Genomic DNA, 25,921 nt, shown 5'->3' with positions numbered 1-25,921 from the left:
CCGCCACCCGGCTTTTACGTTCAACCCCGCTAGCTAAACAGCCCAACCAGCGCCGCACACAGCACCGCCGCAACGGCGGTTTGTGGCGTGTGGCTTTCAACTGCTCCGCTAGAGAGCATATTGACTAATGTTTCCAGCATGATCTCCACCCTCGATTTCCGGGCACGATCATACAAAACTCATCGGAACAGTAAAGCGCAAAATAACGGCAATTTGCGCTCAATTAATAACCTTTACACTTCGGGGAATCTTACTCCATTCCCAGCTCTTTAAGCTTGCGCGTCAGGGTATTACGTCCCCATCCCAGCAGGCGAGCGGCTTCCTGCTTATGGCCCTGCGTATGACGAAGCGCGGTGGTCAACAGCGTACGCTCCATCTCGGGCTGAGCCTCAGACAGCAGGTTTTGATGACCGGAACGCAGCGCGCGGTCGGCCCACTGCGCCAGCAGCGTCGCCCAGCTGTCCGGCAGCGCGTGTCCGGTACTGCTTTCTGGCGCGGTGGCCTCAAACAGCTCGGCCGGTAAATCCTGAATCAGCACTTCCTGTCCGGCGGCCATCACGGTTAACCAGCGGCAGGTGTTTTCCAGCTGACGGACGTTGCCCGGCCACGCCAGGCGGGTGAGGGCGGCATCGGTTTCCGGGTGCAGCTGCTTGGCTTCCACGCCCAGCTCGCGGGCGGCAACCTGCAGGAAATGACGCGCCAGGCGGGGAATATCTTCCCGACGCTCGCGCAGCGGCGGCAGATGAACGCGAATGACGTTCAGGCGGTGGAATAAATCCTCACGGAATTTCCCCTCCTGCACGCGCAGCTCCAGGTTCTGGTGCGTCGCGGCGATAATGCGCACGTCCACCTTCACCGGCGCATAGCCGCCCACGCGGTAAAACTGCCCGTCGGCCAGCACGCGCAGCAGGCGGGTCTGAACGTCCAGCGGCATATCGCCGATCTCGTCCAGGAACAGCGTGCCGCCGTCAGCCTGCTCAAAGCGCCCCTGGCGAATGGTATTCGCGCCGGTAAACGCCCCTTTTTCATGGCCGAATAGTTCGGACTCAATCAAATCCTTCGGGATCGCCGCCATATTCAGGGCGATGAACGGTGCTTTTGCCCGTGGGCTATGGCGATGCAATGCATGCGCCACCAGCTCTTTACCGGTTCCCGATTCACCGTTAATCAATACGCTGATGGACGAGCGGGACAGACGGCCAATAATGCGAAACACGTCCTGCATCGCCGGCGCTTCGCCGATGATGTCCGTCGTTGGCCCAAAATCGGGCGTGTGGCGCGGCTGTTGCTGCTCCTGGTAGTGGCTAATCGCGCGCTCAACCAGTGCCACCGCTTCGTCGATATCAAACGGTTTGGGCAGGTAATCAAACGCCCCTTGCTGATAGGCGCTCACCGCGGCATCCAGATCGGAGTGCGCGGTCATTATGATGACCGGAAGCATCGGGTGGCGTTGTTTGATCTGCTTTAACAGCGCCAGCCCGTCCATGCCCGGCATACGGATATCCGAAAGTAGAACATCTGGCGTTTTGGTGGTGAGTGCGTCGAGCACTTCGCTGCCGCTCTCAAACGTCGTGCAGCTTAATCCTGCCCCTGTGAGCGCGCGTTCAAGCACCCAACGGATGGAGCTATCGTCATCGACTACCCAGACTATCCCTCGTTGCATAAACGTCACCTTTATTTTTTAATCGGCAGGAAAACCGAAAACTCGGTATGTCCCGGCCAACTGGTAAATTCAATTTTTCCGGAGTGCTGATCGATCAAGCTGCGGGCGATAGATAAGCCCAGACCCGTACCGCCTTCGCGCCCGCTTACCATCGGGTAGAACAGGGTGTCCTGCAGATGCGCAGGAATACCGGGACCGTTATCCTCAACGTCGATACGGGCCGCCAGACGATAGCGCACGCCGTGCAGCGTGAGCTGGAAGGCGGTGCGGGTGCGTAAAATAATCTCGCCGCCTTCCGGCCCCAGCGCCTGCAGGGCATTGCGCACAATATTCAGCAGTACCTGCTCAATCTGATCGGGGTCATGCGCCAGTTCCGGCAGGCTGGGGTCGTAATCACGCACCAGCGTGACGTTCTCCGGCAGCTCCATGGAGACAAGCTTCACCACCCGTTCAGCCACTTTATGAATGCTTTCTGAAACGTGCATGCCGGGCTGCTGCGGCCCAAGAAGGCGATCAACCAGGTTACGCAGGCGGTCCGCCTGCTCAATGATGACGTTGGTGTACTCCGCCAGCGCGGGGTCGGGCAGCGCTTTGGTCAGAAGCTGTGCCGCGCCGCGTAACCCACCCAGCGGATTTTTGATTTCATGCGCCAGACCTCGCACCAGGTCACGGGCGGCAATTTGCTGCGCATGCTGCAGCTGTTCCTGGCTCAGGCGACGCTGGTTATCCATCGGCGCCATTTCGAGCAGGATCATTCCCTCGGGAAGTCGTTGCGCGGTAAGCGACAGAATGTGCGAGCGCCCGTCGATCACCAGCGTCACTTCGTTATCGGTAAACCCCTGGCCGGCCTGCAAGCTTTCCTGCATCAGGCCAATATTCAGCGAAAAATAGCTCAACAACTCAGGAAGCGGGGTGCCAAACAGTTTGCGTGAACTCTGGGCGAGCAGCTGTTGCGCCGCCGGGTTGGCGTAATGGACGGCCAGCTCGTCGTCGACCAGCAATATACTGTTAATTAAAGAATTGAGGATCTGCCCAGCATCGGGCAGCGTGCCAGTTGCCATTCAGCAGTCTCCTGGAGTAGTTGCACTATTTTAGTGCAGTATAGCGGTTTCGGCGTAAAAAGCGCGTGAGATCAGGTTGTTGGTGGAGAAAAAAGCCCATCCGGAGATGGGCTAAAAGTTTCCACGGCAACTACCCCCGGCGCTTTTCACGCCGGGTAAAACAACTAAATTAAACGCTGTAGTACAGTTCGAACTCAACCGGATGCGGAGTCATACGCACGCGGTCGTTCTCTTCAGTACGCAGAGCGATGTAAGCATCGATAGCGTCGTCAGTGAATACGCCACCTGCGGTCAGGAACTCGCGGTCTGCGTCCAGCGCCTGCAGGGCTTCTTCCAGAGAACCCGCAACCTGTGGGATCTCTTTCGCTTCTTCTGGCGGCAGGTCGTACAGGTTTTTGTCCATCGCTTCGCCCGGGTGGATCTTGTTCTTGATACCGTCCAGACCGGCCATCAGCAGTGCTGCGAAGCACAGGTATGGGTTAGCCGCTGGGTCCGGGAAGCGCACTTCGATACGACGCGCTTTCGGAGAAGCTACCACCGGGATACGGATAGAAGCAGAACGGTTACGCGCAGAGTAGGCCAGCATCACTGGTGCTTCGTACCCCGGTACCAGTCGCTTGTAGGAGTTGGTGGTTGGGTTCGCCAGGGCGTTGATCGCTTTAGCGTGTTTGATAACACCACCGATGTAATACAGCGCCTGCTCGGACAGACCGGCGTATTTGTCGCCAGAGAACAGGTTGGTACCGTTCTTGGACAGAGACATGTGGCAGTGCATACCGGAACCGTTGTCGCCAAACATTGGTTTTGGCATGAAGGTCGCGGTTTTACCGAAACGGTGCGCAACGTTGTGCACAACGTATTTGTAGATCTGAATTTCGTCCGCTTTTTTGGTCATGGTGTTGAAGCGGGTTGCCACTTCGTTCTGACCAGCAGTCGCCACTTCGTGGTGGTGCGCTTCAACAACCAGGCCCATCTCTTCCATCACCAGACACATGGTGGAACGGATGTCCTGTGCAGAGTCGACCGGAGGAACCGGGAAGTAACCGCCTTTCACACCAGGACGGTGACCTTTGTTACCACCTTCGTATTTGGTGGAAGAGTTCCATGCACCTTCGATGTCGTCGATAGCCACGTGGGAACCGGAAATAGAGGCACCGAAGCGGATGTCGTCGAACAGGAAGAACTCTGGCTCTGGCCCGAACAGAACGGTGTCCGCGATGCCGGTAGAACGCAGGTATTCTTCAGCGCGTTTAGCGATAGAACGTGGGTCGCGGTCGTAGCCCTGCAGCGTGCCTGGCTCGAGGATGTCGCAGCGGATGATCAGGGTTGGTTCTTCGAAGAACGGATCAATGACCGCAGTGGTTGCGTCTGGCATCAGAACCATGTCGGATTCGTTAATGCCTTTCCAGCCACCAATGGAGGAGCCGTCAAACATTTTGCCTTCTTCAAAGAATTCGGCGTTCACCTGATGAGCAGGGATTGTGACGTGCTGTTCTTTACCTTTGGTATCGGTGAAGCGCAGATCAACAAACTTCACTTCATGTTCGTTCAGCATCGTCAAAACGTGTTCAGCGGACATACTTAACTCTCCAGATTGGTCATTGTCGTCGTGGTAACGAGGTCTTCAATTTCTGTTTGTACTGGCTGTTGCCATGTATTTTTTATAAAGCGAAATCTGTGCCAACTTTTAAAACACCCCAAAAAGGCGTTATCATGCGCACCATAGTGCAAAAGGGCTGCACCATGATGGATTTGTTGCACCAGTATAGTGCTTCATTGTGAACGTTGAGCACCATATTGGTGCAATTTACGTTAAAGTGCCCTTTTACCGCTCCGTGAAAGCGATCACAAAGCATCTCTGCAATACTTGTTTGCGGGGGATGTTTGTGATCCTGTTTTGTAGTGCGATTAATCCGTGTACAATAACGCGCTATTTCTAAATGCCTGAGGCAAAGTTGTGATCGAAAATTTGCGTAACATCGCCATCATCGCGCACGTTGACCATGGTAAAACTACCCTGGTTGATAAGCTGCTGCAGCAATCCGGTACGTTTGATGCACGTGCCGAAACCCAAGAACGCGTGATGGACTCCAACGATTTGGAGAAAGAGCGTGGGATTACTATCCTCGCGAAAAACACCGCGATTAAATGGAATGACTACCGTATCAACATCGTTGATACCCCAGGGCACGCCGACTTCGGTGGTGAAGTTGAACGTGTAATGTCCATGGTAGACTCCGTTCTGCTGGTCGTTGACGCAATGGATGGCCCAATGCCACAGACGCGCTTCGTGACCAAAAAAGCTTTTGCCCATGGTCTGAAGCCAATCGTTGTTATCAACAAAGTTGACCGCCCTGGCGCGCGTCCTGACTGGGTTGTTGACCAGGTATTCGACCTGTTCGTTAACCTCGACGCGACCGACGAGCAGCTGGACTTCCCTATCGTTTACGCTTCTGCGCTGAACGGTATCGCTGGTCTGGACCACGAAGACATGGCTGAAGACATGACCCCGCTGTATCAGGCGATTGTTGACCGTGTCCCTGCGCCGAACGTTGACCTGGAAGGCACCCTGCAGATGCAGATCTCCCAGCTCGACTACAACAACTACGTTGGCGTTATCGGCATTGGCCGTATCAAGCGCGGTAAAGTGAAGCCTAACCAGCAGGTCACGATCATCGATAGCGAAGGCAAAACCCGTAACGGTAAAGTCGGTAAAGTACTGACTCACCTGGGTCTTGAGCGTATCGAGAGCGACATCGCTGAAGCGGGCGACATCATCGCGATCACCGGTCTGGGTGAACTGAACATCTCCGACACCATCTGCGATCCGCAGAACGTCGAAGCGCTGCCAGCCCTGTCCGTTGATGAACCAACCGTTTCTATGTTCTTCAACGTCAACACCTCTCCGTTCTGTGGCAAAGAAGGTAAGTTCGTTACCTCTCGTCAGATCCTTGACCGCCTGAACAAAGAGCTGGTGCACAACGTTGCGCTGCGCGTTGAAGAAACCGAAGACGCTGATGCATTCCGCGTTTCTGGTCGTGGTGAGCTGCACCTGTCTGTTCTGATCGAAAACATGCGTCGTGAAGGTTTCGAGATGGCGGTTTCCCGTCCGAAAGTTATCTTCCGCGAAATCGACGGCCGTAAACAAGAGCCGTTCGAAAACGTCACGCTGGACGTTGAAGAGCAGCATCAGGGTTCTGTGATGCAGGCGCTGGGCGAGCGTAAAGGCGACCTGAAAAACATGAATCCAGATGGCAAAGGCCGCGTACGTCTCGACTACGTGATCCCAAGCCGCGGCCTGATCGGCTTCCGTTCTGAGTTCATGACCATGACCTCCGGTACCGGCCTGCTGTACTCCACTTTCAGCCACTACGACGACGTTCGTCCGGGCGAAGTGGGCCAGCGTAACAACGGCGTACTGATCTCCAACGGTCAGGGTAAAGCGGTTGCGTTTGCGCTGTTCGGCCTGCAGGATCGCGGTAAGCTGTTCCTGGGTCACGGTGCTGAAGTTTACGAAGGCCAGATCATCGGTATTCACAGTCGTTCTAACGACCTGACCGTAAACTGCCTGACCGGTAAGAAACTGACCAACATGCGTGCGTCCGGTACTGACGAAGCAACGGTTCTGGTTCCACCGATCAAGATGACGCTGGAGCAGGCTCTGGAGTTCATCGATGATGACGAACTGGTAGAAGTGACGCCACAGTCAATTCGTATCCGTAAACGTCACCTGACCGAGAACGATCGTAAACGTGCTATGCGCGGTGCGAAAGAAGACTAATACGGTCAATCCGTAGTAAAAAAAGCCGCTGATCCCTCAGCGGCTTTTTTGTTGTTACTTGAAGCTGTATTTCACCCCAAGCATCCCCTGCGTATCGCTGTAGCCTTTGTCGCCAATCTGCTGAGCCACATTGCCCCAGACGCTAAGCTGCGGCGTAATCTGCCCCTCTACGCCTGTCTTTAACTCACCAATATTGCGTGCACCGCGCATCTCATTGCTGACGTCATCCATGCGAATGCGCGTGGTCTGGGTATTGTGGATCCAGTTCGCCTCGATAAACGGCTGGAAGGTGCGTGATTTACCGTCATCCATCGCGTTATGTCCGCTGATGTAGGCCTTCACGCCGAGACGTGTCATCAGGTTCCCCTGAGTTTCGTCTTTCACCCGCGTACCGTTACGTTCGCGATGGTCGTCAGCCTGCACGTCCATCCAAACGGCCTGCGCCTTCGGCTGGATCCAGTAGCTGTTACGGCCGCTTTCACCCACCTTAACGCTGTAGCCTGCTTCGACAGAGGCGGTCACACCGCTGGAGCGATAATTCTCAGTGGCCTGATCCTGTCCCATGACCTTATTGTCAAACCAGTTATACAGCACCCAGCTGTCAACGTAGGTGCCGCTTTTATCGGCTTCGTTTGCATACCAGGTACCGTACAAACCTACGCTATAGCCATTTACTTCGCCTCGCGAGTGGTATCCGGTCAGGCTGGAAGCGCTCCGGCTCTGGCTGTTGCCGTAGCCCGCCATCAAGCCAAGATGCCACCGATCCAAGCCGTTGCTGCTCCACTGAGCGATATCACCACCCAGCTGTAACACATAGCGGTTGGCCGTTGTTTTTAGCTGGCCGCTGCCGTCTTTGAAGCGCGTATGTCCGCCGACGTTACGCATCCACAGGCTCGTCACTTTTTGCTCGCCGGTGAGCATGTCGGTGTACTGCGTTTCACCCAGGCGATCGTGCAGGCGGGTCATAAACAGCGTATTTGCCGCATAGCTGTTCGCCTGATAGCTGCCGAATTCCGGGCGATACTGATGCTCGCTTTTCGGCGGCGCGGCAGGTGGTACCGGTTCTTGCGGCGGAATCACCGGGTCGACGGGCGGATCGACAGGGTCTACTGGTGGGTCTACGGGGTCGACAGGTGGATCCACCGGGTCAACAGGCGGGTCGACGGGGTCTACCGGTGGGTCTACCGGGTCAACAGGGGGATCTACCGGGTCGACCGGTGGGTCAACGGGTTCAACCAGGCTGGTCAGAAACCAGTTCTTACCTTTCTGCACAACGTTATAGTCATAACCCCCCGCTACGATACGGCTGGCCTTCTCAAACGTCCCCGCTGAGTTGCCGCCAACGCTGACAATTTCAATCCCTTCAACGGTTTGTGCGCCAGCACCGCCAATGTTGTTCACGTCAACCGCGGTATGACCGGACGTATTTCCTTCAACAATCAGCTTGTCGGTTTCAGAGGTATCATCAGACAGCACGGTATTGAAAACCAGCTTGCCGCCGTTGCCGATGTAATCCTCATTGATGGTCAGGGTTTGCCAGGCCGTGTCTTCATCGTGCTGGAAATTTATCGTGCCGCCCGCATTCAGCGTCAGGCTGGTCACCGTGGAGCTGTCGCGCATATTCCACACGGCGTCATTCATCGTAAGCGCGATAGTCCCGGTGCCGGCGGCGTTGCTCTCTATATAAGACGCTCCGTTCCACAGCGAGCTGTTCACCATTGTCAGCGTAATGGTACTGTTTTGTGCCGGAAGGGTGCTGTTGGCCGCCACGCCACCTGCGGCAAGGATATCGCCGTTAAGGATGAATTTTCCGCCTGCGGAGGCATCAATAATTCCGCCATTGCTGGCGTTCAGGGCATAGCTACCGTTGTCGCGCTGGCCTGCGGTGGTAATGGTTGCCCCGCCGTCGAGCGTTATCACGCCGCGTGACCAGGCATACATCCCGTGCGGCGCCTGGGCGGAGCTGCTGGTTTTCTCGCTGCTATTTACCGCAACAGTGACGTTATCTCCCACATTCACCGCTGCTGTGTAAGCGTAGATGCCATGCGCGCTGGCACCGTTGGTGGTGATGGTTGCGCCTTCATCAAGGGTGATGGTTGACGAGCCGGTAGAGTACACGCCGGAGGCACTGGCCGCGTCGGTGGTAATGTTCGCGCTTTTTCCGAGCTCAATTTTTGACGCCGAGCCCGCATACAGGCCGTAGGCCGATGCGCCGTACGTTTCGAGAATGGCTTCATTGCCCAGACGGACGTACGATCCGCTCTGGTTAGTACGAATCCCCTCGGCATAGGTACCCCGCGTCACAATATGTGCACGATCGCCGACGATAACGTTATTTTTTGCCTTAGAAGCGTCATTCAAGGCATAGGCGCTAATGCCGCGACCGGTACTGCCGGTGGTTTCGATATAAAGATCGTCACCTACATAAATATTGGCGGAGCCGAGAGAGCCCTGACTGAAGGAACTGTACCCTGCATTAATGCCATCGCCGCTTTGGCCATTCACGTAAATGTGGGTGCGGTCGCCGGTAATGATAAACACCGGGTTATTCGGCGTGTTCATACCATGAGTACGAATACCGTCGACATCTTTACCGTTATTGGCGGCCACTTTTGACTGGGTACGAATAGTCAGGTCGTCACCAAATATCACCCCCGGGCTGCCGGACGTGGAATTCTGAATAACGGTCACGGAGTGCTCGAAGGCTTCCGCTCCCGGCCCGTCAAGGGTGATCCCATCTCCGTAGAGGGGAATATTGCCTGGGCTGTACTGGTAGACATAGTTAGGATCGTTGGTATTTTTGCTAAAATTTGCGTTTGCCGTTGCAGGAATCAGCGCCTGTATTTCTGCAGGCAAATCCGTTACCGCTCCGGAGGCAGGTAAATTAGCAAAATCAATAACTGCTGCATTTGCGGTAAATAGCGCTGACGATAGCGCCAGCGAAATCGCAACGGCGACAGGTGAATGTTTCATTATATATGGCATAACTGCCCCCTTTCTTTCAGGCGTAGAACATCCTCCACACCATTAAATGTGGGTATGTTAAGAAGATGAAATTACAAAACAGAAACGAGTATTTTATGAATGCTGGTACCTAACTTCCTCTCTAATCGTATTTTATGAACATAAATTTTTTTCACATCAATGCTGTCTGTTTTTATTATCTCCTGGAGGCACACTCCTGACATAAATCTGTTAAGCAAAGTGAATTCAACAGTATTCAGGGTGTTTCCTCGTCTACTGTTCACACGTCTGCCGGAAAAGAGGTGGTTAATTTTTTCCTGTAATACAGCGTCATTGTCATCTGAATAAATAATTCCCTTTATTTCATCATGATGAGCGAATAAGTAATTAGCCAATGCCTCCAGCTTGCGGTCCGAGATAAGAACGATGTGCATGTTAGTTATCGCCAGATGCTCAATCCATTGCGGATCGGCAAGTACGCGCAGGTTGTACATCGAAAAATCTACAAAAATAAACCCACGTAATAAGTGATTCTTGTTTCCCCGCAATATTTTATTTGCTACCGCAAGTTGCAAGAAATGATTACCAATCGGCCAAACTGCAAACGAAGCGTTACCACAGTATTGTGAGCGCACTGCGTTATCCGGGAATAACTGACAGGACAGTTCACAGCTTATGCAGCGGACAACCTTTTGCGACGACGTTATCATCCAGCCCACTCCTGTCTTATTTTCATTGTCAATATTTCACTGCCTTTCTAATGTGTCAATCTTGAAACATATCCAGGGATCCTGACGTGTTTATAAAAAATAGCGGCAGTTAAAATAAATTCCTGGCGGTATCTATTTTGTCAGGCTGTAGCCATAACGGCATAACATCAGTAGCCAGACATAATCCAGGAATATTCATCAATCCTTTAAGATTATTCGGCAAAAAAAAGCCTGGAAGAAGATTCAGGGAATAGCACTAATAGCTAAAGATTCTTCTCCTCGATCTGCCTGGACGTCAGTCTCTTCTCAATGTGGAACTCAATATAATTATTCGGCCTGGCGAAGTGTAATGAAATCTCATTATGTGGGTTTAGCTGAGACTCACCTAAGAAAACATCAATGTAACTGTTTGAAAAATAATAGTTTGATTTTAATCTTAGGTATGGTGTTCTCGCACCCTAATCATCGTGACCTATACTGTTGTTAAATATTCGTAAGTGTTTAGGGTGTTTAGGATTAAATATTGTTATTGCTGAGGAAAGTAAAATTGTATCTCATTAACAAACTGGTCGAGTATGATCCGGAAAACAAAACCCTGGCGAATCCCATATCCGGGCGCACGATACAATTGCAGCTTCCTGCTAATCTCTGTTTTCTTTATCTCGTTACCCATCCCGGAGAAATTATTTCGCAAAATCAATTAATGGTGGTGGGATGGGGGGAGCGTAATGACGTTACTACCCCAAATACCTTTTATCAGGCCATTTTGACTTTGCGCAATGCGCTGGCTGAGGTGGGGTTACCGCGTGATACCGTTAAAACGATTTCGCGTCGTGGGCTGATGCTTTCCAAAACAACCCACGTTGAGGTATTTACCCCAACCACTGAGGTGGTGATAGTCAATAAAGACGAGGAAACAGCCGCTGACACCGTGATACAGAGACCGGTCTGGTTGATCATTACCACCACTGTGCTTTTACTGATCGTACTTATCAACGGAGTGGTGTTATATAAACACCGCCTGACCATGCCGTTCAGTAATTATATTCCGCTCTCAACGGGCAGTAAGGTCGGCCCCTGCCAGCCTTTTTATGCGCCTAATGAACCTATGCAGGACCATTACCTGCGCTTGTTAAAGCATTATCCTGCCCTGTGTGCCGAGAACCGGTACGTTTTTCTCATCGGCTATAGTAAAACGGAGCGAATCGCGGCATTTGTCTGTAATAACGATGCGCGACATGACGCGACGGCGTTATGTACCACGCATTATTTTTGGGCGCATGAGCAATGAAGATACTCGGGAATCGTATTATTTTGCTGGGGGCGTTTCTGGGGGCTGCTATTACCAGCGGCTGGTTAGCGTATTCGCATTTTTCAAGTAAGCCGATACGCTGTACAGGAGATGTAGAGTGGACGATCGGCAAAAACCGGTTTGTAGGTACCGTTTCCTGGCGAATGCAGCATAGGGAAGGAACTGCTGTCATTAACGGTAAATTGTTTGGTCACGCGGTTTCTGAAGTTAACCGTACCATCTATTTCCACTACAGCTATCATCAGAATGCGCGTGTATTAAATAACGATCGTATTGTTAAAACCTTTGCTGATAGGGCGGATGAGACCGATATCAATGCAACCCTGCCGGGCTTTTATCGCACGCCAGGAAGAGATCTGAGCCTGATGATTGATGAGTATCGCGGAGCCTGGCTTTTTGCCGCGTCAAACGTCCCTTCGCTGTACTGTCGTAAAAACGCGCCGTAAAAATCGATCGCACACCTTAGACGGCACGCATAGTCAAATCTCGTGATTCCCGCTACAGTTACTTCTCCACGGCGAGCAGGAGATAAACATGCTTTATATCTTTGACTTAGGAAACGTAATCGTCGATATCGATTTTAACCGGGTGCTGGGTGCCTGGAGCGACTTTAGCCGTGTTCCGCTGGCGACGTTAAAGCAGAATTTTGCGATGGGTGAGACTTTCCATCAGCATGAGCGCGGCGAGATCGGCGATGAAGCGTTTGCTGAACGCTTCTGCCAGGAGATGGGGCTTTCGTTAAGCTATGAACAGTTTTCCCATGGCTGGCAGGCGGTATTTGTCGCCATCCGGCCTGAGGTGATCGACATTATGCACAAACTGCGCGAGCAGGGGCATCGGGTGGTGGTGTTGTCGAACACCAACCGCCTGCACACCACCTTCTGGCCGGAGGAATACCCCGAGGTTAAGGCGGCGGCAGATAAAATCTATCTTTCGCAAGAGATGGGTATGCGTAAGCCTGAAGCGCGAATTTATCAGGCTGTTCTGCAGGCAGAAGGATTCACCGCGGCCGATGCGGTCTTTTTCGACGACAACGCCGATAATATAGAGGGAGCTAACCAGTTGGGTATCACGTCAATTCTGGTGACCGGAAAAGAGACGATACCGAACTATTTTGCGAAGCAGTTATGCTAAAAACCGTTCATCAAAAAGCCACGCATCATACTCGACCACTGAGGGCCTGGCTGAAGCTGCTCTGGCACCGTATTGATGAGGACAACATGACCACGCTGGCGGGTAACCTCGCCTACGTGTCGTTGCTCTCGTTAGTGCCGCTGGTGGCGGTTATCTTTGCGCTCTTTTCCGCCTTCCCGATGTTTGCGGACGTCAGCCTGCAGCTTCGCCATTTCGTCTTCGCGAACTTCATCCCGGCCACCGGGGATGTTATCCAGAACTACATCGAGCAGTTTGTTGCCAACTCCAGCAAGATGACGGCGGTGGGGGCGTGCGGCCTTATCGTTACCGCGCTGCTGCTGATGTACTCCATCGACAGCGCGCTTAACACCATCTGGCGAAGTAAAAAAATCCGTCCTAAGGTCTATTCCTTTGCCGTTTACTGGATGATCTTAACGCTGGGGCCATTGCTGGCCGGGGCGAGTCTGGCAATCAGCTCATATCTTCTCTCCTTGCGCTGGGCGAGTGATTTAAACAGCGTAATTGATAATGTGCTGCGTATTTTTCCGCTGATCCTGTCATGGCTCTCGTTCTGGCTGCTCTATAGCGTTGTACCGACCACGCGCGTGCCTAACCGAGATGCGGTAGTTGGGGCGCTGGTGGTGGCAGTGCTTTTTGAACTGGGTAAAAAAGGGTTTGCCCTTTACATCACCATGTTCCCCTCTTATCAGCTGATTTACGGCGTGCTGGCGGTGATCCCCATTTTGTTTGTCTGGGTTTACTGGACCTGGTGTATCGTCTTGCTTGGCGCCGAAATAACTGTCACTCTCGGCGTATACCGCGAACTTAAAAAAGCAGCAGAAGCTGAAAAACAATTAGAAGCAGACCAACCATGATTGCATTGATACAGCGCGTAACCCGTGCCAGCGTCACCGTGGAGGGAGAGGTGACGGGTGAAATTGGCCCAGGACTTTTGGTGTTGTTAGGTGTCGAAAAGGATGATGACGAACAAAAAGCTAACCGCTTATGCGAGCGCGTGCTGGGCTACCGCATATTCAGCGATGCGGAAGGCAAGATGAACCTGAACGTCCAGCAGGCGGGCGGGAGCGTGCTGGTGGTTTCCCAGTTTACGCTGGCAGCGGATACCGAGCGCGGCATGCGCCCGAGTTTCTCTAAAGGCGCCGCGCCGGATCGTGCAGAAGCACTTTACGAGTACTTTGTTGAGCGTTGTCACCAACAGGAAATGAATACGCAAACCGGACGATTCGCTGCAGATATGCAGGTCTCGCTGGTGAACGATGGCCCCGTCACATTCTGGCTCCAGGTATGAGCCAACTGGCGGCGTGGCCGCGGGTAACAAGAGAGAGTACAGCTATGTATCACCTTCGAGTACCGCAAACGGAAGAAGAGTTAGACGCTTATTACCAGTTCCGCTGGGAAATGCTGCGCAAGCCACTGCATCAGCCAAAAGGCTCTGAACGCGACGCCTGGGACGCGATGGCCCACCATCAGATGGTGATGGACGAAGAGGGCAACCTTGTTGCCGTCGGGCGTTTGTATATCAACGCCGATAACGAAGCCTCTATTCGCTTTATGGCGGTTCATCCCTCCGTGCAGGACAAAGGTCTGGGGACGCTAATGGCGATGACCCTTGAGTCCGTCGCCCGTCAGGAAGGCGTTAAGCGCGTCACCTGTAGCGCCCGCGAAGATGCTGTAGAGTTCTTTGCCAAACTTGGTTTTGTTAACCAGGGTGAAATTACCGCTCCGCAAACCACGCCGATTCGTCACTTTTTGATGATCAAACCCATCGCCACGCTGGACGACATTCTCCATCGCGCGGACTGGTGCGGGCAGCTGCAGCAGGCCTGGTATGAACACATCCCTCTGAGTGAAAAAATGGGCGTGCGCATCCAGCAGTACACCGGGCAAAAATTCATTACCACCATGCCGGAAACCGGCAATCAGAACCCTCACCACACCCTGTTTGCCGGCAGTCTGTTTTCCCTGGCGACGCTCACCGGTTGGGGGCTGATCTGGCTAATGCTGCGCGAGCGGCATCTCGGCGGCACCATTATTCTGGCCGATGCCCACATTCGCTATAGCGCACCGATAAGCGGCAAGCCGAGCGCGGTGGCGGACCTTGGCGCGCTGGGTGGTGATCTTGACCGTCTGGCGCGTGGCCGAAAAGCACGCGTGCAGATGCAGGTTGAGCTGTTCGGCGATGAAACGCCGGGCGCGGTGTTTGAAGGCACCTATATCGTTCTCCCTGCGAAGCCGTACGGTGCGTATGAAGAGGGTGGGAACGAGGAGGAGTGATCTCCTGTTCACGCTCCCCGGGCATGCTGAATCCGCCCGGCGATATCCCGCATAACGTCTCGCGCAGACTGGCTAATGCCGCCAAGCTGAAAGAAGCCATGGATGACCCCCAGCCATCGCTGAGCGGTACACGCCACCCCTTGCTCCGTGAGGCGTTGAAACAGCGCCTCCCCCTCATCGCATAACGGATCGTACTCAGCGGTAACGATATGGACAGCTGGCAGGCCGCTGAAGTCTTCCCGCCACAGCGGGCTAACCTCAGGATGCTTACGGTGGGCTCCAGCCAGATATATTTCATAGCCGCTCAGCAGGGTATCGCGAGTGATCACGTAATCCATGCCGTTGAGGGTATAGCTTTCAAAACTGGCCGTGGCGTCGAGCATGGGGTAGATAAGAATAAGCTGTACAGGCTGCCACAGCCCTTTAGCCTTAAGCCGCAGCGCCGTCACCAGCGCAAGATGTCCTCCTGCGCTGTCTCCACAGAGGGTCAGCCGGTTCTTATCTACGCCTAATTCGTCTGCATACTGCCAGACCAGATTCGCACCTCTTTCCGCATCGTCATGTGCGGCGGGGAAGGTATGCTCCGGCGCCAGCCTGTACTGAATTGCAATTACCCGACAATTGCCGTAGTACGCTAACTGACGCAGTTGATTATCATGGGTATCAAAGCCGCCGCTGATGAAGCATCCACCGTGATAGTAGATGGCAGCAGGCAATATTTCAGGCGCATTAAGAGGTGAAAATACCCGAATGGTAAGACCTTCAAGAACAAGCGTTTCAACCTGAACGCGCGTTTCGGTCTCCCCGGCAAGCCCCGTGCTGGCAATATAGCCTGCTCGTCGCACCTCAATGCTATGGCGACGCGACGAGGGCCGACCTGCAGCGATAAACCCCTGAACCAGCTGTGCAATACCCTGTTCCAGTGCCATGAAAATTCCCTTTTACTGTATGGATGAACAGTTTTATAGCCTGGTTTGATTCAAAAGAAAATAAGAAAATTGTCGAGGATAAAAATCTGGAAAGAGGCTCGCAAAGGCGAGAGCTTTTTTATTATCTGCCTTCGTCACAGACATAAAGTGCGGATGTTGCCTGAGATTTGCCGTGGAAGCGATGCTAAAGCGATAACGCGTCTTTAGACGGATCCAGGACTACGGGCTGAAGAGCATCTGGCATTTAAGACGGCTGGTATTGCTGTCGAGTTGTAGGCCGGGCAAGCGCGCGCCGCCCGGCACTGTCACAGGAGATTACTCCCCTTCACCCGGGAACAGGAACGGGTTAATCGAGCTGCGGGCAAAGCCCTCCTGCTCCATTTTCGCGTCCAGAATCAGCGAGGCGAGATCGTCGGCCACCGCTTCGACTTTCGGGTCTTTTTCCTGATACAGAATCTTCAGGTAGGTCCCGCAGTCGCCGCAGCTTTCCGCTTTCACCGCCGCTTCTTCATTTTCCAGCGACCAGTAGTTCAGGTCGCGGGTCTGCTCGCAGTTGCTGCACTTGATGCGCACCACGTGCCACTCGGTTTCACACAGGTTGCAGTGCAGGTAGCGCAGCCCCTGAGTGGTGCCGATTTGCACCATGCTTGATACCGGCATGGAGCCGCAGACCGGGCAGAACTGGCGCGCCTCGCCGTATTCGGCGCGGGCTTTGCCCGGGATCAGGCTCGCCATTTGCGCCCAGTAGAGCGACAGCGCAGCCCAGATAAACGGTGCTTTATCGCTGCTGACCAGCGAGAAGTCGGAGGCAAACAGCGCGCTCGCCATCTCTTCCAGTTCCAGGTCAGAGGCTTTTTCCAGATTCTCAATGACCGCCAGCGCCGTGCCGCTCATCTCCGGCTTCAGCTCGGCAATCAGCGAATGCAGCAGTTTATGCCAGTGCTTGTCGCGCGGCAGGACGTGAATGTCCAGCGGCGGCTTGCCCTGCGCGTTGGCTTCTTTGATGCGCGCGGTCAGATCCATTTGCAGCGGGTGGTCGTATAGCACCACTTCCTGCGCGTGGGCGACCAGCGCGGCAAAACGCAGAAAATCGCCCAGCGGGTTGTTCTCTGCCAGCTCGCGCAGACGCTCTGCGCGGCGGTTGTAGAGGTTCTTGAGTCTGGGGAATAACAACGGCGGAATATACTCCGCCGTGCGTTTCTCGCTCGACCCCAGCTCATCTTGCGGGATTATGCGAATACTCATTCAGATGACTTTTCCTGTTTCTGGCGGACCTCTCGGTACCAGCGCGGGTGATGTTTCTTCGCCCACGTGCTGGTTACCCATCCTTCCACCATCGCGGTAATGGTGCCTTTCACCCAGAGGGCGGCGTAAATATGCACCATGATAACCACAATTAACGCCACTGCGGCAAATGAATGCAGCATCAGCGCGAATCGGATCACCGGGATTGAGAAAGCAGGCGCAAAGTACGGACGCCAGATGATCACGCCGCTCACCAGCAACAGGACCAGGAAGATAATCGCCGCCCAGAATACGCATTTCTGGCCGAAGTTATAACGCCCGGTATCACCTACTTCCTCGTTGACGACGATCTTACGAATATTCTTCGCCCAAAAGATATCATCCCGATTGATTAGGTTATGGTGCCAGTAGCGGAAAAACATGATGATAAACGACGCGAACATGATGACGCCCACAAACGGGTGCAGAATACGCGCCAGCTGTGGTGTCCCCATGATCTGCATCAGCCAGTTGAAGGACGGGAAGAAGAACCCCAGCCCGCTTATCGCCGCCAGCATGAAGCAGAAGGCGGTGACCCAGTGGTTGATGCGTTCCGGTGCGGTGTAGCGCACGATGGTGTCACGTTTTCTCATTTGCGCACCTCGTCTTTCTCTTCATGCAGGTTGTCGTCTTCCTCTTCCGCGCGGTTCGGACCAACGCCGACGTAGTGGAAGATGCTCGCTGCGAAGGTGGCAGCAAAACCGACCGCTGCCAGCGGTTTCCAGATGCCTTTCCAGAACTTCACGGTGGCGCTGATTTCCGGGTTCTCCGGCAGGCCATGATACAGGTTCGGCTTGTCGGCGTGGTGCAGCACGTACATGACGTGCGTACCGCCAACCCCGGCCGGATCGTACAGGCCCGCGTTGTCGTAACCACGGGTTTTCAGCTCGCCCACGCGCTCTGCCGCCAGCGTTTTCATATCCTCTTTGGAGCCAAAGTGGATAGCGCCGGTTGGGCAGGTCTTCACGCATGCAGGCTCCTGGCCCACGTTAACGCGGTCAACGCACAGCGTGCACTTGTAGACGCGGTTGTCTTCCGGGTTCATGCGCGGCACGTCGAACGGGCAGCCGGCGATGCAGTAGCCGCAGCCGATGCACTGTTCGGACTGGAAGTCGACGATGCCGTTGGCATACTGAATGATTGCCCCTTCTGACGGACATGCCTTCAGGCAGCCCGGATCCGCACAGTGCATACAGCCGTCTTTGCGGATAAGCCATTCCAGCTTGTCGTTCTGCTCCACTTCAGAGAAACGCATCACCGTCCAGGACTTGGCGGTCAGGTCTGCCGGGTTGTCGTACACCCCGACGTTGTGACCCACTTCATCACGGATGTCGTTCCACTCTGAACAGGCCACCTGACAGGCTTTACAGCCGATACAGGTGGTCACGTCGATAAGTTTCGCCACTTCCTGCTGGTGGTCCCGCGCCTGAGGCGCGGGCGTGAAACCGTTAGTCGCGGAACGACGGATAATGTCTTGAGATTGATAAGCCATAAGTCGTCTCCGTTACACCTTTTCCACGTTCACGAGGAAGGCCTTAAACTCCGGCGTCTGCGTGTTCGCATCGCCGACAAACGGCGTCAGGGTGTTCGCAATGAACCCTTTCTTCGCCACGCCCTCATAGCCCCAGTGAATTGGGATGCCGATGGTATCCACCTGCTGACCGTGAACGTTCAGCGTGCGAATACGCTTGGTCACCACCGCCTTGGCTTTGATATAGCCACGGTTAGAGGAGACCTTCACGGTATCGCCATGGGCGATGCCGAGCTTGTTCGCCAGCTTCTCGCCGATCTCCACAAACTGTTCCGGCTGCGCGATGGCGTTGAGCAGCGCGTGCTTGGTCCAGTAGTGGAAGTGCTCGGTCAGACGGTAGGTAGTGCCCACGTACGGGAACTTGTCCTTTTTACCCAGCGCTTCAAAATCGCTCTTGAAGATACGGGCTGCCGGGTTAGAAACCACGTTCGGGTGCAGCGGGTTGGTGCCCAGCGGCGTCTCAAACGGCTCGTAGTGTTCCGGGAACGGACCTTCCGCCATCTTATCGATAGCAAACAGGCGTCCCATCCCTTCAGGCTGCATGATAAACGGCCCAACGTCACTGCCCGGTGCGGCAGTGCTGTAGTCCGGAATATCCACGCCGCCCCATTTCGCGCCGTCCCACTTCAGAAGCTGACGCTTCGGATCCCACGGGTTGCCCTGCGGGTCAGCGGATGCGCGGTTATAGAGGATACGGCGGTTGAGCGGCCACGCCCATGCCCAGCCCAGCGTATTGCCGAGGCCCGACGGGTCGGCGTTATCGCGGTTGGCCATCTGGTTGCCCTTCGGCGTCCAGCTACCGGCGAAGATCCAGCAGCCGCTTGACGTGGTGCCGTCATCGCGCAGGTGCGCGAAGGTGCTGAGCTGATCGCCTTTCTTCGCCAGCACGGTACCGGTGGCCGGGTCGATAACGTCCGCCAGCGCCTTACCGTTGCTTTCCATCGCCACTTCTTCCGGCGCAGGGTTTTCCGGCGTCGAGTAGTTCCAGGTCATGTTGAGAACTGGTTCCGGGTTCGCGCCGCCTTCTTCCGCATACATCTTACGCAGGCGTAAGAAGATACCGGCCAGGATCTCGCCGTCGTTCATGGCGATGCCCGGGGCGTCCGCGCCTTTCCAGTGCCACTGCAGCCAGCGGCCTGAGTTGACGATAGAACCGTTCTCTTCCGCGAAGCAGGTAGACGGCAGACGGAACACTTCGGTCTGAATCTTTGATGGATCGACGTCGTTCGATTCACCGTGGTTCTGCCAGAAGGTTGAGGTCTCGGTATTGAGCGGGTCAATCGTCACCAGGAACTTCAGCTTCGACAGAGACTCAACAACCTTGTTCTTGTTCGGGAACGAGGCAACCGGGTTAAAGCCCTGGCACAGATAGCCGTTCACTTTGCCCTGGTGCATCATCTCGAAATACTGCAGAACGTCGTAGCCTTTGTCCCACTTAGGCAGCCAGTCAAAGCCCCAGCTGTTTTCCGCCGTCGCTTTGTCGCCGAAGAAGGCTTTCATCATCGAGACGAAGAACTTCGGATAGTTGCCCCAGTAGTTTACCTGGCCTTCGAGCAGCGGTTTTGGCGTGCTGGCCGTCAGGTAGGTCTGCAGGTCGGTCTGTTTCTCGCTTGGCAGGTTCATGTAACCCGGCAGGCTTTGAGACAGCAGGCCGAGGTCGGTCAGACCCTGAATGTTGGAGTGGCCGCGCAGGGCGTTCACGCCGCCGCCTGCCATCCCCATGTTGCCGAGCAGCAACTGCACCATCGCCATGGTACGGATGTTCTGCGCGCCGATGGAGTGCTGCGTCCAGCCGAGTGCATACAGGAACGACGCGGTTTTGTCCTTCGCGCTGGTTTCGGCGATCAGTTCACACACCTTCAGGAAGTCCGCCTTCGGCGTACCGCAGATGTTTTCAACAACTTCCGGCGTATAGCGGGAAACGTGCTCTTTCAGCAGGTTCCACACGCAGCGCGGGTGTTGCAGGGTGGTGTCGCGCTTCGCAAAGCCTTTCTCATCCAGCTCGTAGTTCCAGCTGGTTTTGTCGTATTTGCGTTTTTCGGCGTCGTAACCGCTGAACAGGCCATCTTCGAAGTGGTAATCCTCACGTACGATCAGGCTGGCGTTGGTATAGGCTTCGGTGTATTCGCGGTTATATTTTTCGTTGGTCATCAGGTACAGCAATACGCCTGACAGGAAAGTGATGTCAGTACCTGAACGAATAGGGGTGTAGAAATCCGCCACTGACGCAGTACGCGTAAAGCGGGGATCGATCACAATCAGTTTCGCACCGTTGTGGATTTTGGCTTCCATCGCCCAGCGGAACCCGACAGGGTGCGCTTCAGCGGCGTTACCGCCCATCACCACAATGAGGTTGGCGTTCTTGATGTCGACCCAGTGGTTGGTCATCGCACCGCGACCAAATGTTGGAGCAAGACTTGCTACCGTTGGTCCGTGTCAGACACGCGCCTGGTTGTCGACCGCGAGCATACCGAGTGCGCGCGTAAATTTCTGGGTTAAATAACCGGTTTCGTTACTGGAGGCAGAAGCACACAGCATCCCGGTGGAGAGCCAGCGGTTAACCGTGACGCCGTCGGCGTTCTTCTCAATAAAGTTGGCATCGCGGTCTTCTTTGATATGTTTTGCGATGCGGTCGAACGCCTCTTCCCAGCTGATTTGCTGCCATTTGTCGGAACCAGGCGCGCGGTATTCCGGGAATTTCAGGCGGCTTTCGGAATGGATAAAGTCCACCAGACCGGCCCCTTTCGGGCACAATGCGCCGCGGTTGACCGGATGATCCGGGTCGCCTTCGATATGGAAAATAGACGCTTTGGCGTTTTTAGCACCGTCGCCGAGGCTATACATCAACAGCCCACAGCCGACGGAGCAGTACGTACAGGTGTTACGGGTTTCGCGGGTGCGCAGCAGTTTGTACTGCCGCGTTTCCGCCAGCGCTACGCCAGGCGCAAAGCCCAGTGCCGCTGCCGTGGTGCCTGCCATACCGCCAGCGCAGATCTTAAAGAACTGCCTTCTGCTGACCTGCATGGGTCACTCCTTGTTCGACATTGCTTATATATGTAGTTTTAACTTCGCGGTTGAAAATTGACCGCAAAGGAGAAAAATTTGCGTTAATCCCTCATTTCTCCGAGGGATATCATCAGAATACCACAATGTCGGTATACCTGTTCTAACGGCGTTAATACAAAGTGAACGTATTATCACTGTGTTGATTATAAAGTGTGATACTGATCACACTACAAGCTCTGCATGTTAAAGGGGTGTAGCAGGGGCCGGGTTGCGCCCCTTCTTAATGAGTAGGAGAATGAGTGTCAAAAAGTTGATCCATACTATGCGTAAGGCCTGTGGTTTATGCTGCAATAGCAGGCTTTCTTCCGTGGTTGTTCAGGAATACCGCTGTGTCTAAACAAAACCGTGCTACCCGTTCATCGCCATTGCCTGCGGGCATTGTGGAACTGTCGGTACGCAGACCGCCCCACATTACCCATGCCACGCCGGATTTTCTGGCAGAAGAAGTGCCCGTTGCCCTCGTTTACAACGGTATTTCGCATGTGGTGATGATGGCTTCGCCGAAAGATCTCGAACTGTTCGCCATCGGTTTTTCCCTCTCGGAAGGCATCATTGCGCACCCGCAGGAGATCTACGGCATGGACGTGGTGCAGGCCTGTAACGGTCTTGAAGTGCAAATCGAACTTTCCAGCCGCCGCTTTATGGGGCTGAAAGAGCGCCGCCGCGCGCTGGCAGGGCGCACCGGCTGCGGCGTGTGTGGCGTTGAGCAGCTCAATGATATTGGCAAGCCCGTTGTGCCACTGCCGTTTACCCAGACCTTTAATCTGGCGCATCTCGACCGTGCGCTTGAGCACCTCAACGATGTACAGCCCATCGGCCAGCTGAGCGGCTGTACGCACGCGGCGGCGTGGGTGCTGCCGTCGGGGGATATTGCCGGAGGGCATGAAGACGTGGGTCGACACGTTGCGCTGGACAAACTATTAGGCCGTCGTGCGCGGGAAAGCGATGTCTGGCAGCAGGGGGCTGCGCTTGTATCCAGCCGCGCCAGCTATGAGATGGTGCAGAAGTCCGCCATGTGCGGCGTGGAGATCCTGTTTGCGGTGTCGGCGGCAACCACGCTGGCGGTGGACGTTGCGGAGCGCTGCAACCTGACGCTGGTGGGCTTCTGCAAGCCGGGAAGGGCGACGATTTATACCCATCCGCAGCGGTTAATAGTTAATCAGTAATTTTGAATGATAATAGCAAATCCTTCCGCTTTTAGTTGTTCGTGATGAGGTCTAGTATTTATCTCATCAAGGCACGGTGCCTTACCTAAACAACTTAATGAAAGGGTTTATATTATGAAAAGCATCAAAACTTTTGTCGCTGTAATCGCTCTGGCTACTTCTTTCGGTTCTTTCGCTGCACAGACCGTGACCGCAACCGCGTCAACCATTGACGGCGCAGAAGCGAAAATCGCGGCTCAGGCTCAGGAAGCCGGCGCGTCATCCTACAAAATTACCCAGGCGTTCTCAGGTAACCGCGTACACATGACTGCTGAATTGACTAAATAAGCTGTCACACCGTCGAAAGAGCGCCCCCGGGGCGCTTTTTTAGTTTATGCCCGCCACGCGCAACAGCGCCGTCACCACTGCCGCCGCCACGATCACCACAATTAACGGCATTTTGCGCCAGGCGAGAAACACCGCAAACGCCACGCCCAGCACGCGCGCCATCCCGGCGAAATGTTCTCCTTCGTAAAACGTGGTCGCCAGCGCGACGGAAAACAGCAATACCGTTGCCGCGTCCGAAAGCAGCGCCTGAGACCGTTCAGAAAGCGCCAGCCGGTTGCCCAGCTTTGCCCCGCCAAGCCGCATTAAATACGTGCCCGCAGACAAAATGGCGATGCCAAGAATAAAAAACGTCATGTTTCCCATTATTTTTTCCTCGCAGCGAGACCGAGTAACGAGAGCAGAACCGGTAAGCCCACCGGGGCAAACGGCACGGCAGCCAGTGATAATGCGGCACCGCTGCAGGCGCGGATCAGCGTGGTACGGTTTTTAAACGCGGGTACCACTAACGCCAGTAAAATCGCCGGAAATACCGCATCCAGCCCGATGGTTTCCGGGGCCGGCAGCAGTTTGCCGACCATGGCACCCAGCAGGGCGCCCACCGGCCAGATAATCGCCACGCCTAAGCCGCATAGCCAGTAGGCTGCCTTACGCTGCTCGGGCGTTTTTTGCGACAGGCCAAAAACCACGCTTTCATCGTTCATGATGTGACAGCCGAGATAGCTCAAACCCCGTTTACCCACCAGTTCACGCACCGTCACGCCAAACGGCACGTGGCGCGCGTTAACCAGCAAACCGGCGGCCGCTGCCGCCAGCGGATTGCCGCCGCTTGCCACAATGCCGATAAACATAAACTCCGATGCACCCGCCAGCACGGTGAGGGAGAGGACAAACGGCACCCAGAGCGGGAAACCGTAGGCCATCGCCAGCGAGCCGTAGGACATCCCAACGACCCCAACCGCGAGGCAAACCAGGATGATTGCTTTTATCGTGTCGCCTTTCAGGCAAGAGAGAGGATTCTTCATACCATTTTAGCCATATCGAACGTATTTCCATTATAATGAACGCATCAAAACCGTTTTACAAGACGAACGATTCGTTCGTTATAGATAAGCAGAGGCCGTTTTTATGACGCAGCCAATCAGCGTGATTGCCAAAAGCCTGGTGCGAGAACGCCTGCGAACCGGGCTTTCGCTGGCGGAAATTGCCCGCCGTGCCGGGATCGCTAAATCCACGCTTTCCCAGCTGGAATCCGGCAACGGTAACCCGAGCCTGGAAACGCTGTGGTCACTGTGCGTGGCGCTGGATATTCCTTTTGCCCGCTTGCTGGAGCCGCAGCAGCCGACCACGCAGGTGATCCGCCGTGGTGAAGGCACGAAAGTGGTGGCCGGGCAGGCAAATTATGAAGCCATTTTGCTCGCCGCATGTCCACCTGGCGCGCGTCGGGATGTCTATCTTCTGATGACCCAGCCGGGTGCCGATCGTATTTCTCAGCCGCACCCTCCTGGCTCAGTAGAGCATATTATTGTGATGCAGGGGCGGGCCCTGGTCGGCCTGATCGACGCGGCGGAAGAACTCGCCGCCGGGGATTACATTTGTTACCCCGCTGACCAGCCGCATATCTTTAAGGCGCTGGAGCCGGATACGCACGCGCTGCTGGTGGCGGAACAGAACTAACAGAGATACGGAAACTCATGTCGCTTAAAGCCATTGCCAAAGAACTGGGGCTGTCTGTCACTACCGTCAGCCGCGCCCTCAACGGATATGACGACGTCTCCGCCGAGACACGCGCCCGCGTGGAAGCGGAGGCCCAGCGCCGTGGCTACCGGCCCAATACCTTCGCCCGCCGCCTGAAGATGGGCAAAATTGACGCCGTCGGGCTGGTGTTTCCGGTCCATCCCGTTCCGCTCAATAACAGCGTATTTATGGACATGGTCGGCGAAATTAGCCACGAACTGGCGCGGCATGAGATCGACCTATTGCTCATCGCCGACGACGATCTGGCGGATAAGCACAGCTACATGCGCATGGTACAAAGCCGCCGCGTCGACGCGCTGATCGTGGCGCATACGCTGGATCACGATCCGCGTCTTGAGCAGCTTCAGGCCGCCGGTTTTCCTTTCCTGGCGCTTGGGCGCAGCCACCTCCCGCAGCCGTATGCGTGGTTTGATTTTGACAATCACGCCGGTACGTACAGGGCCACCCGCTGGCTGATCGAAAAAGGACATCAGCGTATTGCCTTGCTGGGGGAGAGTAATAATCAGGCGTTCATTACCCAACGCCGTCAGGGCTATCTGGACGCACTGCGTGAGGCCGGGCTTTCCAGCGAGTGGCTGCGCGCCATGCCCCCGTCGCGCCGCGTCGGGTATGCCACCACAAAAGAGCTTCTCGCCCTGCCGCAGCCGCCCACGGCCATCATCACCGACTGCAACACTCACGGCGACGGCGCGGCGATGGCGCTGGCGCAGCTGGGGCGTTTATCCGGCGACAACGCCGTCTCGCTGGTGGTCTATGACGGCCTGCCTCAGGATAGCATCGTCGATATCGACGTGGCGGCGGTGATCCAGTCCACCCGCCAGGGCGTCGGCAAACAGATAGCCGATATGGTGCGTCAGCTGATTAACGGCGGCGATATCGAGCAGCTTCAGGTGCTCTGGCAGCCGGAATTCTCCCCGGGCCAGACGGCCTAAACCGCGCGAAA

At 55.0% G+C, this 25,921-nt stretch carries 24 protein-coding genes; 11 read left to right on the top strand and 13 right to left on the bottom strand.

The features are described from left to right. Window positions 1–29: 29 nt before the first annotated feature. The 4 genes from yshB to glnA all read right to left on the bottom strand — a co-directional run bounded on the left by yshB (window position 30) and on the right by glnA (window position 4,303). Complete coding sequence (gene yshB / locus HBM95_22645) at window positions 30–140, bottom strand: YshB family small membrane protein (GenBank protein ID NIH45696.1); 111 nt, start codon at window positions 138–140, stop codon at window positions 30–32. Window positions 141–250: 110 nt separating this feature from the next. Then, complete coding sequence (gene glnG, locus HBM95_22640; GenBank protein ID NIH45695.1) at window positions 251–1,663, bottom strand: nitrogen regulation protein NR(I); 1,413 nt, start codon at window positions 1,661–1,663, stop codon at window positions 251–253. A gap of 11 nt (window positions 1,664–1,674) precedes the next feature. Further along, complete coding sequence (gene glnL, locus HBM95_22635; GenBank protein ID NIH45694.1) at window positions 1,675–2,724, bottom strand: nitrogen regulation protein NR(II); 1,050 nt, start codon at window positions 2,722–2,724, stop codon at window positions 1,675–1,677. A gap of 169 nt (window positions 2,725–2,893) precedes the next feature. Further along, complete coding sequence (gene glnA / locus HBM95_22630) at window positions 2,894–4,303, bottom strand: glutamate--ammonia ligase (protein NIH45693.1); 1,410 nt, start codon at window positions 4,301–4,303, stop codon at window positions 2,894–2,896. Window positions 4,304–4,681: 378 nt separating this feature from the next. Between glnA and typA the strand changes: the two genes are divergently transcribed. Next, entirely contained in the window at window positions 4,682–6,505 is a 1,824-nt protein-coding gene (gene typA, locus HBM95_22625) for a ribosome-dependent GTPase TypA (protein ID NIH45692.1), read from the top strand. 54 nt (window positions 6,506–6,559) lie between these two features. Here the strand turns inward: typA and HBM95_22620 are convergent, their stop codons facing one another. Further along, entirely contained in the window at window positions 6,560–9,490 is a 2,931-nt protein-coding gene (locus HBM95_22620; GenBank protein ID NIH45691.1) for an autotransporter outer membrane beta-barrel domain-containing protein, read from the bottom strand. A 71-nt stretch (window positions 9,491–9,561) separates the two neighbouring features. Next, entirely contained in the window at window positions 9,562–10,179 is a 618-nt protein-coding gene (locus tag HBM95_22615; GenBank protein ID NIH45690.1) for a helix-turn-helix transcriptional regulator, read from the bottom strand. Window positions 10,180–10,726: 547 nt separating this feature from the next. Between HBM95_22615 and HBM95_22610 the strand changes: the two genes are divergently transcribed. The 6 genes from HBM95_22610 to fabY all read left to right on the top strand — a co-directional run bounded on the left by HBM95_22610 (window position 10,727) and on the right by fabY (window position 14,920). After that, a complete protein-coding gene (locus tag HBM95_22610) occupies window positions 10,727–11,470 on the top strand; it encodes a transcriptional regulator (GenBank protein ID NIH45689.1) in 744 nt (247 codons plus the stop codon). Beyond that, the gene (locus HBM95_22605; GenBank protein NIH45688.1) at window positions 11,467–11,937 is read left to right on the top strand and encodes a hypothetical protein; all 471 of its coding nucleotides are present in this window, start codon (window positions 11,467–11,469) and stop codon (window positions 11,935–11,937) included. Before HBM95_22610 ends, HBM95_22605 begins: the two co-directional genes overlap by 4 nt. 88 nt (window positions 11,938–12,025) lie before the next feature. After that, window positions 12,026–12,625, top strand: a complete 600-nt coding sequence (gene yihX, locus HBM95_22600) for a glucose-1-phosphatase (GenBank protein NIH45687.1) — start codon at window positions 12,026–12,028, stop codon at window positions 12,623–12,625. Next, window positions 12,619–13,500, top strand: coding sequence for a virulence factor BrkB family protein (locus tag HBM95_22595; GenBank protein ID NIH45686.1), 882 nt, complete (start codon window positions 12,619–12,621; stop codon window positions 13,498–13,500). Before yihX ends, HBM95_22595 begins: the two co-directional genes overlap by 7 nt. Then, window positions 13,497–13,934: a D-tyrosyl-tRNA(Tyr) deacylase gene (gene dtd, locus HBM95_22590; GenBank protein NIH45685.1), complete on the top strand. Its 438-nt coding sequence runs from the start codon at window positions 13,497–13,499 to the stop codon at window positions 13,932–13,934. The genes HBM95_22595 and dtd overlap by 4 nt, the downstream gene beginning before the upstream one ends. Before the next feature lie 44 nt (window positions 13,935–13,978). Beyond that, window positions 13,979–14,920 carry a fatty acid biosynthesis protein FabY gene (gene fabY, locus HBM95_22585; protein NIH45684.1) on the top strand — a complete coding sequence of 314 codons (942 nt, stop codon included), beginning with the start codon at window positions 13,979–13,981 and terminating at the stop codon, window positions 14,918–14,920. A gap of 8 nt (window positions 14,921–14,928) precedes the next feature. On the opposite strand, the gene HBM95_22580 is transcribed toward fabY, so the two are convergent. From HBM95_22580 to fdnG, 5 genes are all read right to left on the bottom strand, one after another. Then, a complete protein-coding gene (locus HBM95_22580; GenBank protein ID NIH45683.1) occupies window positions 14,929–15,849 on the bottom strand; it encodes an alpha/beta hydrolase in 921 nt (306 codons plus the stop codon). A 315-nt stretch (window positions 15,850–16,164) separates the two neighbouring features. Further along, on the bottom strand, window positions 16,165–17,094 hold the full coding sequence (gene fdhE, locus HBM95_22575; GenBank protein ID NIH45682.1) for a formate dehydrogenase accessory protein FdhE: 930 nt from the start codon (window positions 17,092–17,094) through the stop codon (window positions 16,165–16,167). Then, the gene (gene fdoI, locus HBM95_22570) at window positions 17,091–17,726 is read right to left on the bottom strand and encodes a formate dehydrogenase cytochrome b556 subunit (protein ID NIH45681.1); all 636 of its coding nucleotides are present in this window, start codon (window positions 17,724–17,726) and stop codon (window positions 17,091–17,093) included. Before fdoI ends, fdhE begins: the two co-directional genes overlap by 4 nt. Further along, window positions 17,723–18,625, bottom strand: coding sequence for a formate dehydrogenase subunit beta (gene fdxH, locus HBM95_22565; protein ID NIH45680.1), 903 nt, complete (start codon window positions 18,623–18,625; stop codon window positions 17,723–17,725). The genes fdoI and fdxH overlap by 4 nt, the downstream gene beginning before the upstream one ends. Window positions 18,626–18,637: 12 nt before the next feature. After that, the gene (fdnG, locus tag HBM95_22560) at window positions 18,638–21,688 is read right to left on the bottom strand and encodes a formate dehydrogenase-N subunit alpha (protein NIH45679.1); all 3,051 of its coding nucleotides are present in this window, start codon (window positions 21,686–21,688) and stop codon (window positions 18,638–18,640) included. Between the two features lie 371 nt (window positions 21,689–22,059). Here fdnG and fdhD point away from each other — a divergent pair, with 371 nt between their 5' ends. Both fdhD and HBM95_22550 read left to right on the top strand, forming a co-directional pair. Next, complete coding sequence (fdhD, locus tag HBM95_22555; GenBank protein ID NIH45678.1) at window positions 22,060–22,896, top strand: formate dehydrogenase accessory sulfurtransferase FdhD; 837 nt, start codon at window positions 22,060–22,062, stop codon at window positions 22,894–22,896. 114 nt (window positions 22,897–23,010) lie between these two features. Continuing rightward, entirely contained in the window at window positions 23,011–23,223 is a 213-nt protein-coding gene (locus HBM95_22550; protein ID NIH45677.1) for a DUF1471 domain-containing protein, read from the top strand. Window positions 23,224–23,262: 39 nt separating this feature from the next. Here the strand turns inward: HBM95_22550 and HBM95_22545 are convergent, their stop codons facing one another. Both HBM95_22545 and HBM95_22540 read right to left on the bottom strand, forming a co-directional pair. After that, entirely contained in the window at window positions 23,263–23,586 is a 324-nt protein-coding gene (locus HBM95_22545; GenBank protein ID NIH45676.1) for an AzlD domain-containing protein, read from the bottom strand. After that, window positions 23,586–24,245: a branched-chain amino acid ABC transporter permease gene (locus tag HBM95_22540; protein NIH45675.1), complete on the bottom strand. Its 660-nt coding sequence runs from the start codon at window positions 24,243–24,245 to the stop codon at window positions 23,586–23,588. The genes HBM95_22545 and HBM95_22540 overlap by 1 nt, the downstream gene beginning before the upstream one ends. A gap of 103 nt (window positions 24,246–24,348) precedes the next feature. On the opposite strand from HBM95_22540, the gene HBM95_22535 reads away from it, so the two are divergent. Beyond that, window positions 24,349–24,897: a helix-turn-helix transcriptional regulator gene (locus HBM95_22535; GenBank protein ID NIH45674.1), complete on the top strand. Its 549-nt coding sequence runs from the start codon at window positions 24,349–24,351 to the stop codon at window positions 24,895–24,897. 17 nt (window positions 24,898–24,914) lie between these two features. Beyond that, window positions 24,915–25,910, top strand: a complete 996-nt coding sequence (locus HBM95_22530) for a LacI family DNA-binding transcriptional regulator (GenBank protein ID NIH45673.1) — start codon at window positions 24,915–24,917, stop codon at window positions 25,908–25,910. Window positions 25,911–25,921: the final 11 nt, after the last annotated feature.

Source organism: Enterobacter asburiae (assembly GCA_011754535.1).
Lineage (GTDB): Bacteria > Pseudomonadota > Gammaproteobacteria > Enterobacterales > Enterobacteriaceae > Enterobacter > Enterobacter cloacae_N.
This window is presented reverse-complemented; position numbering and strand designations above follow the sequence as displayed.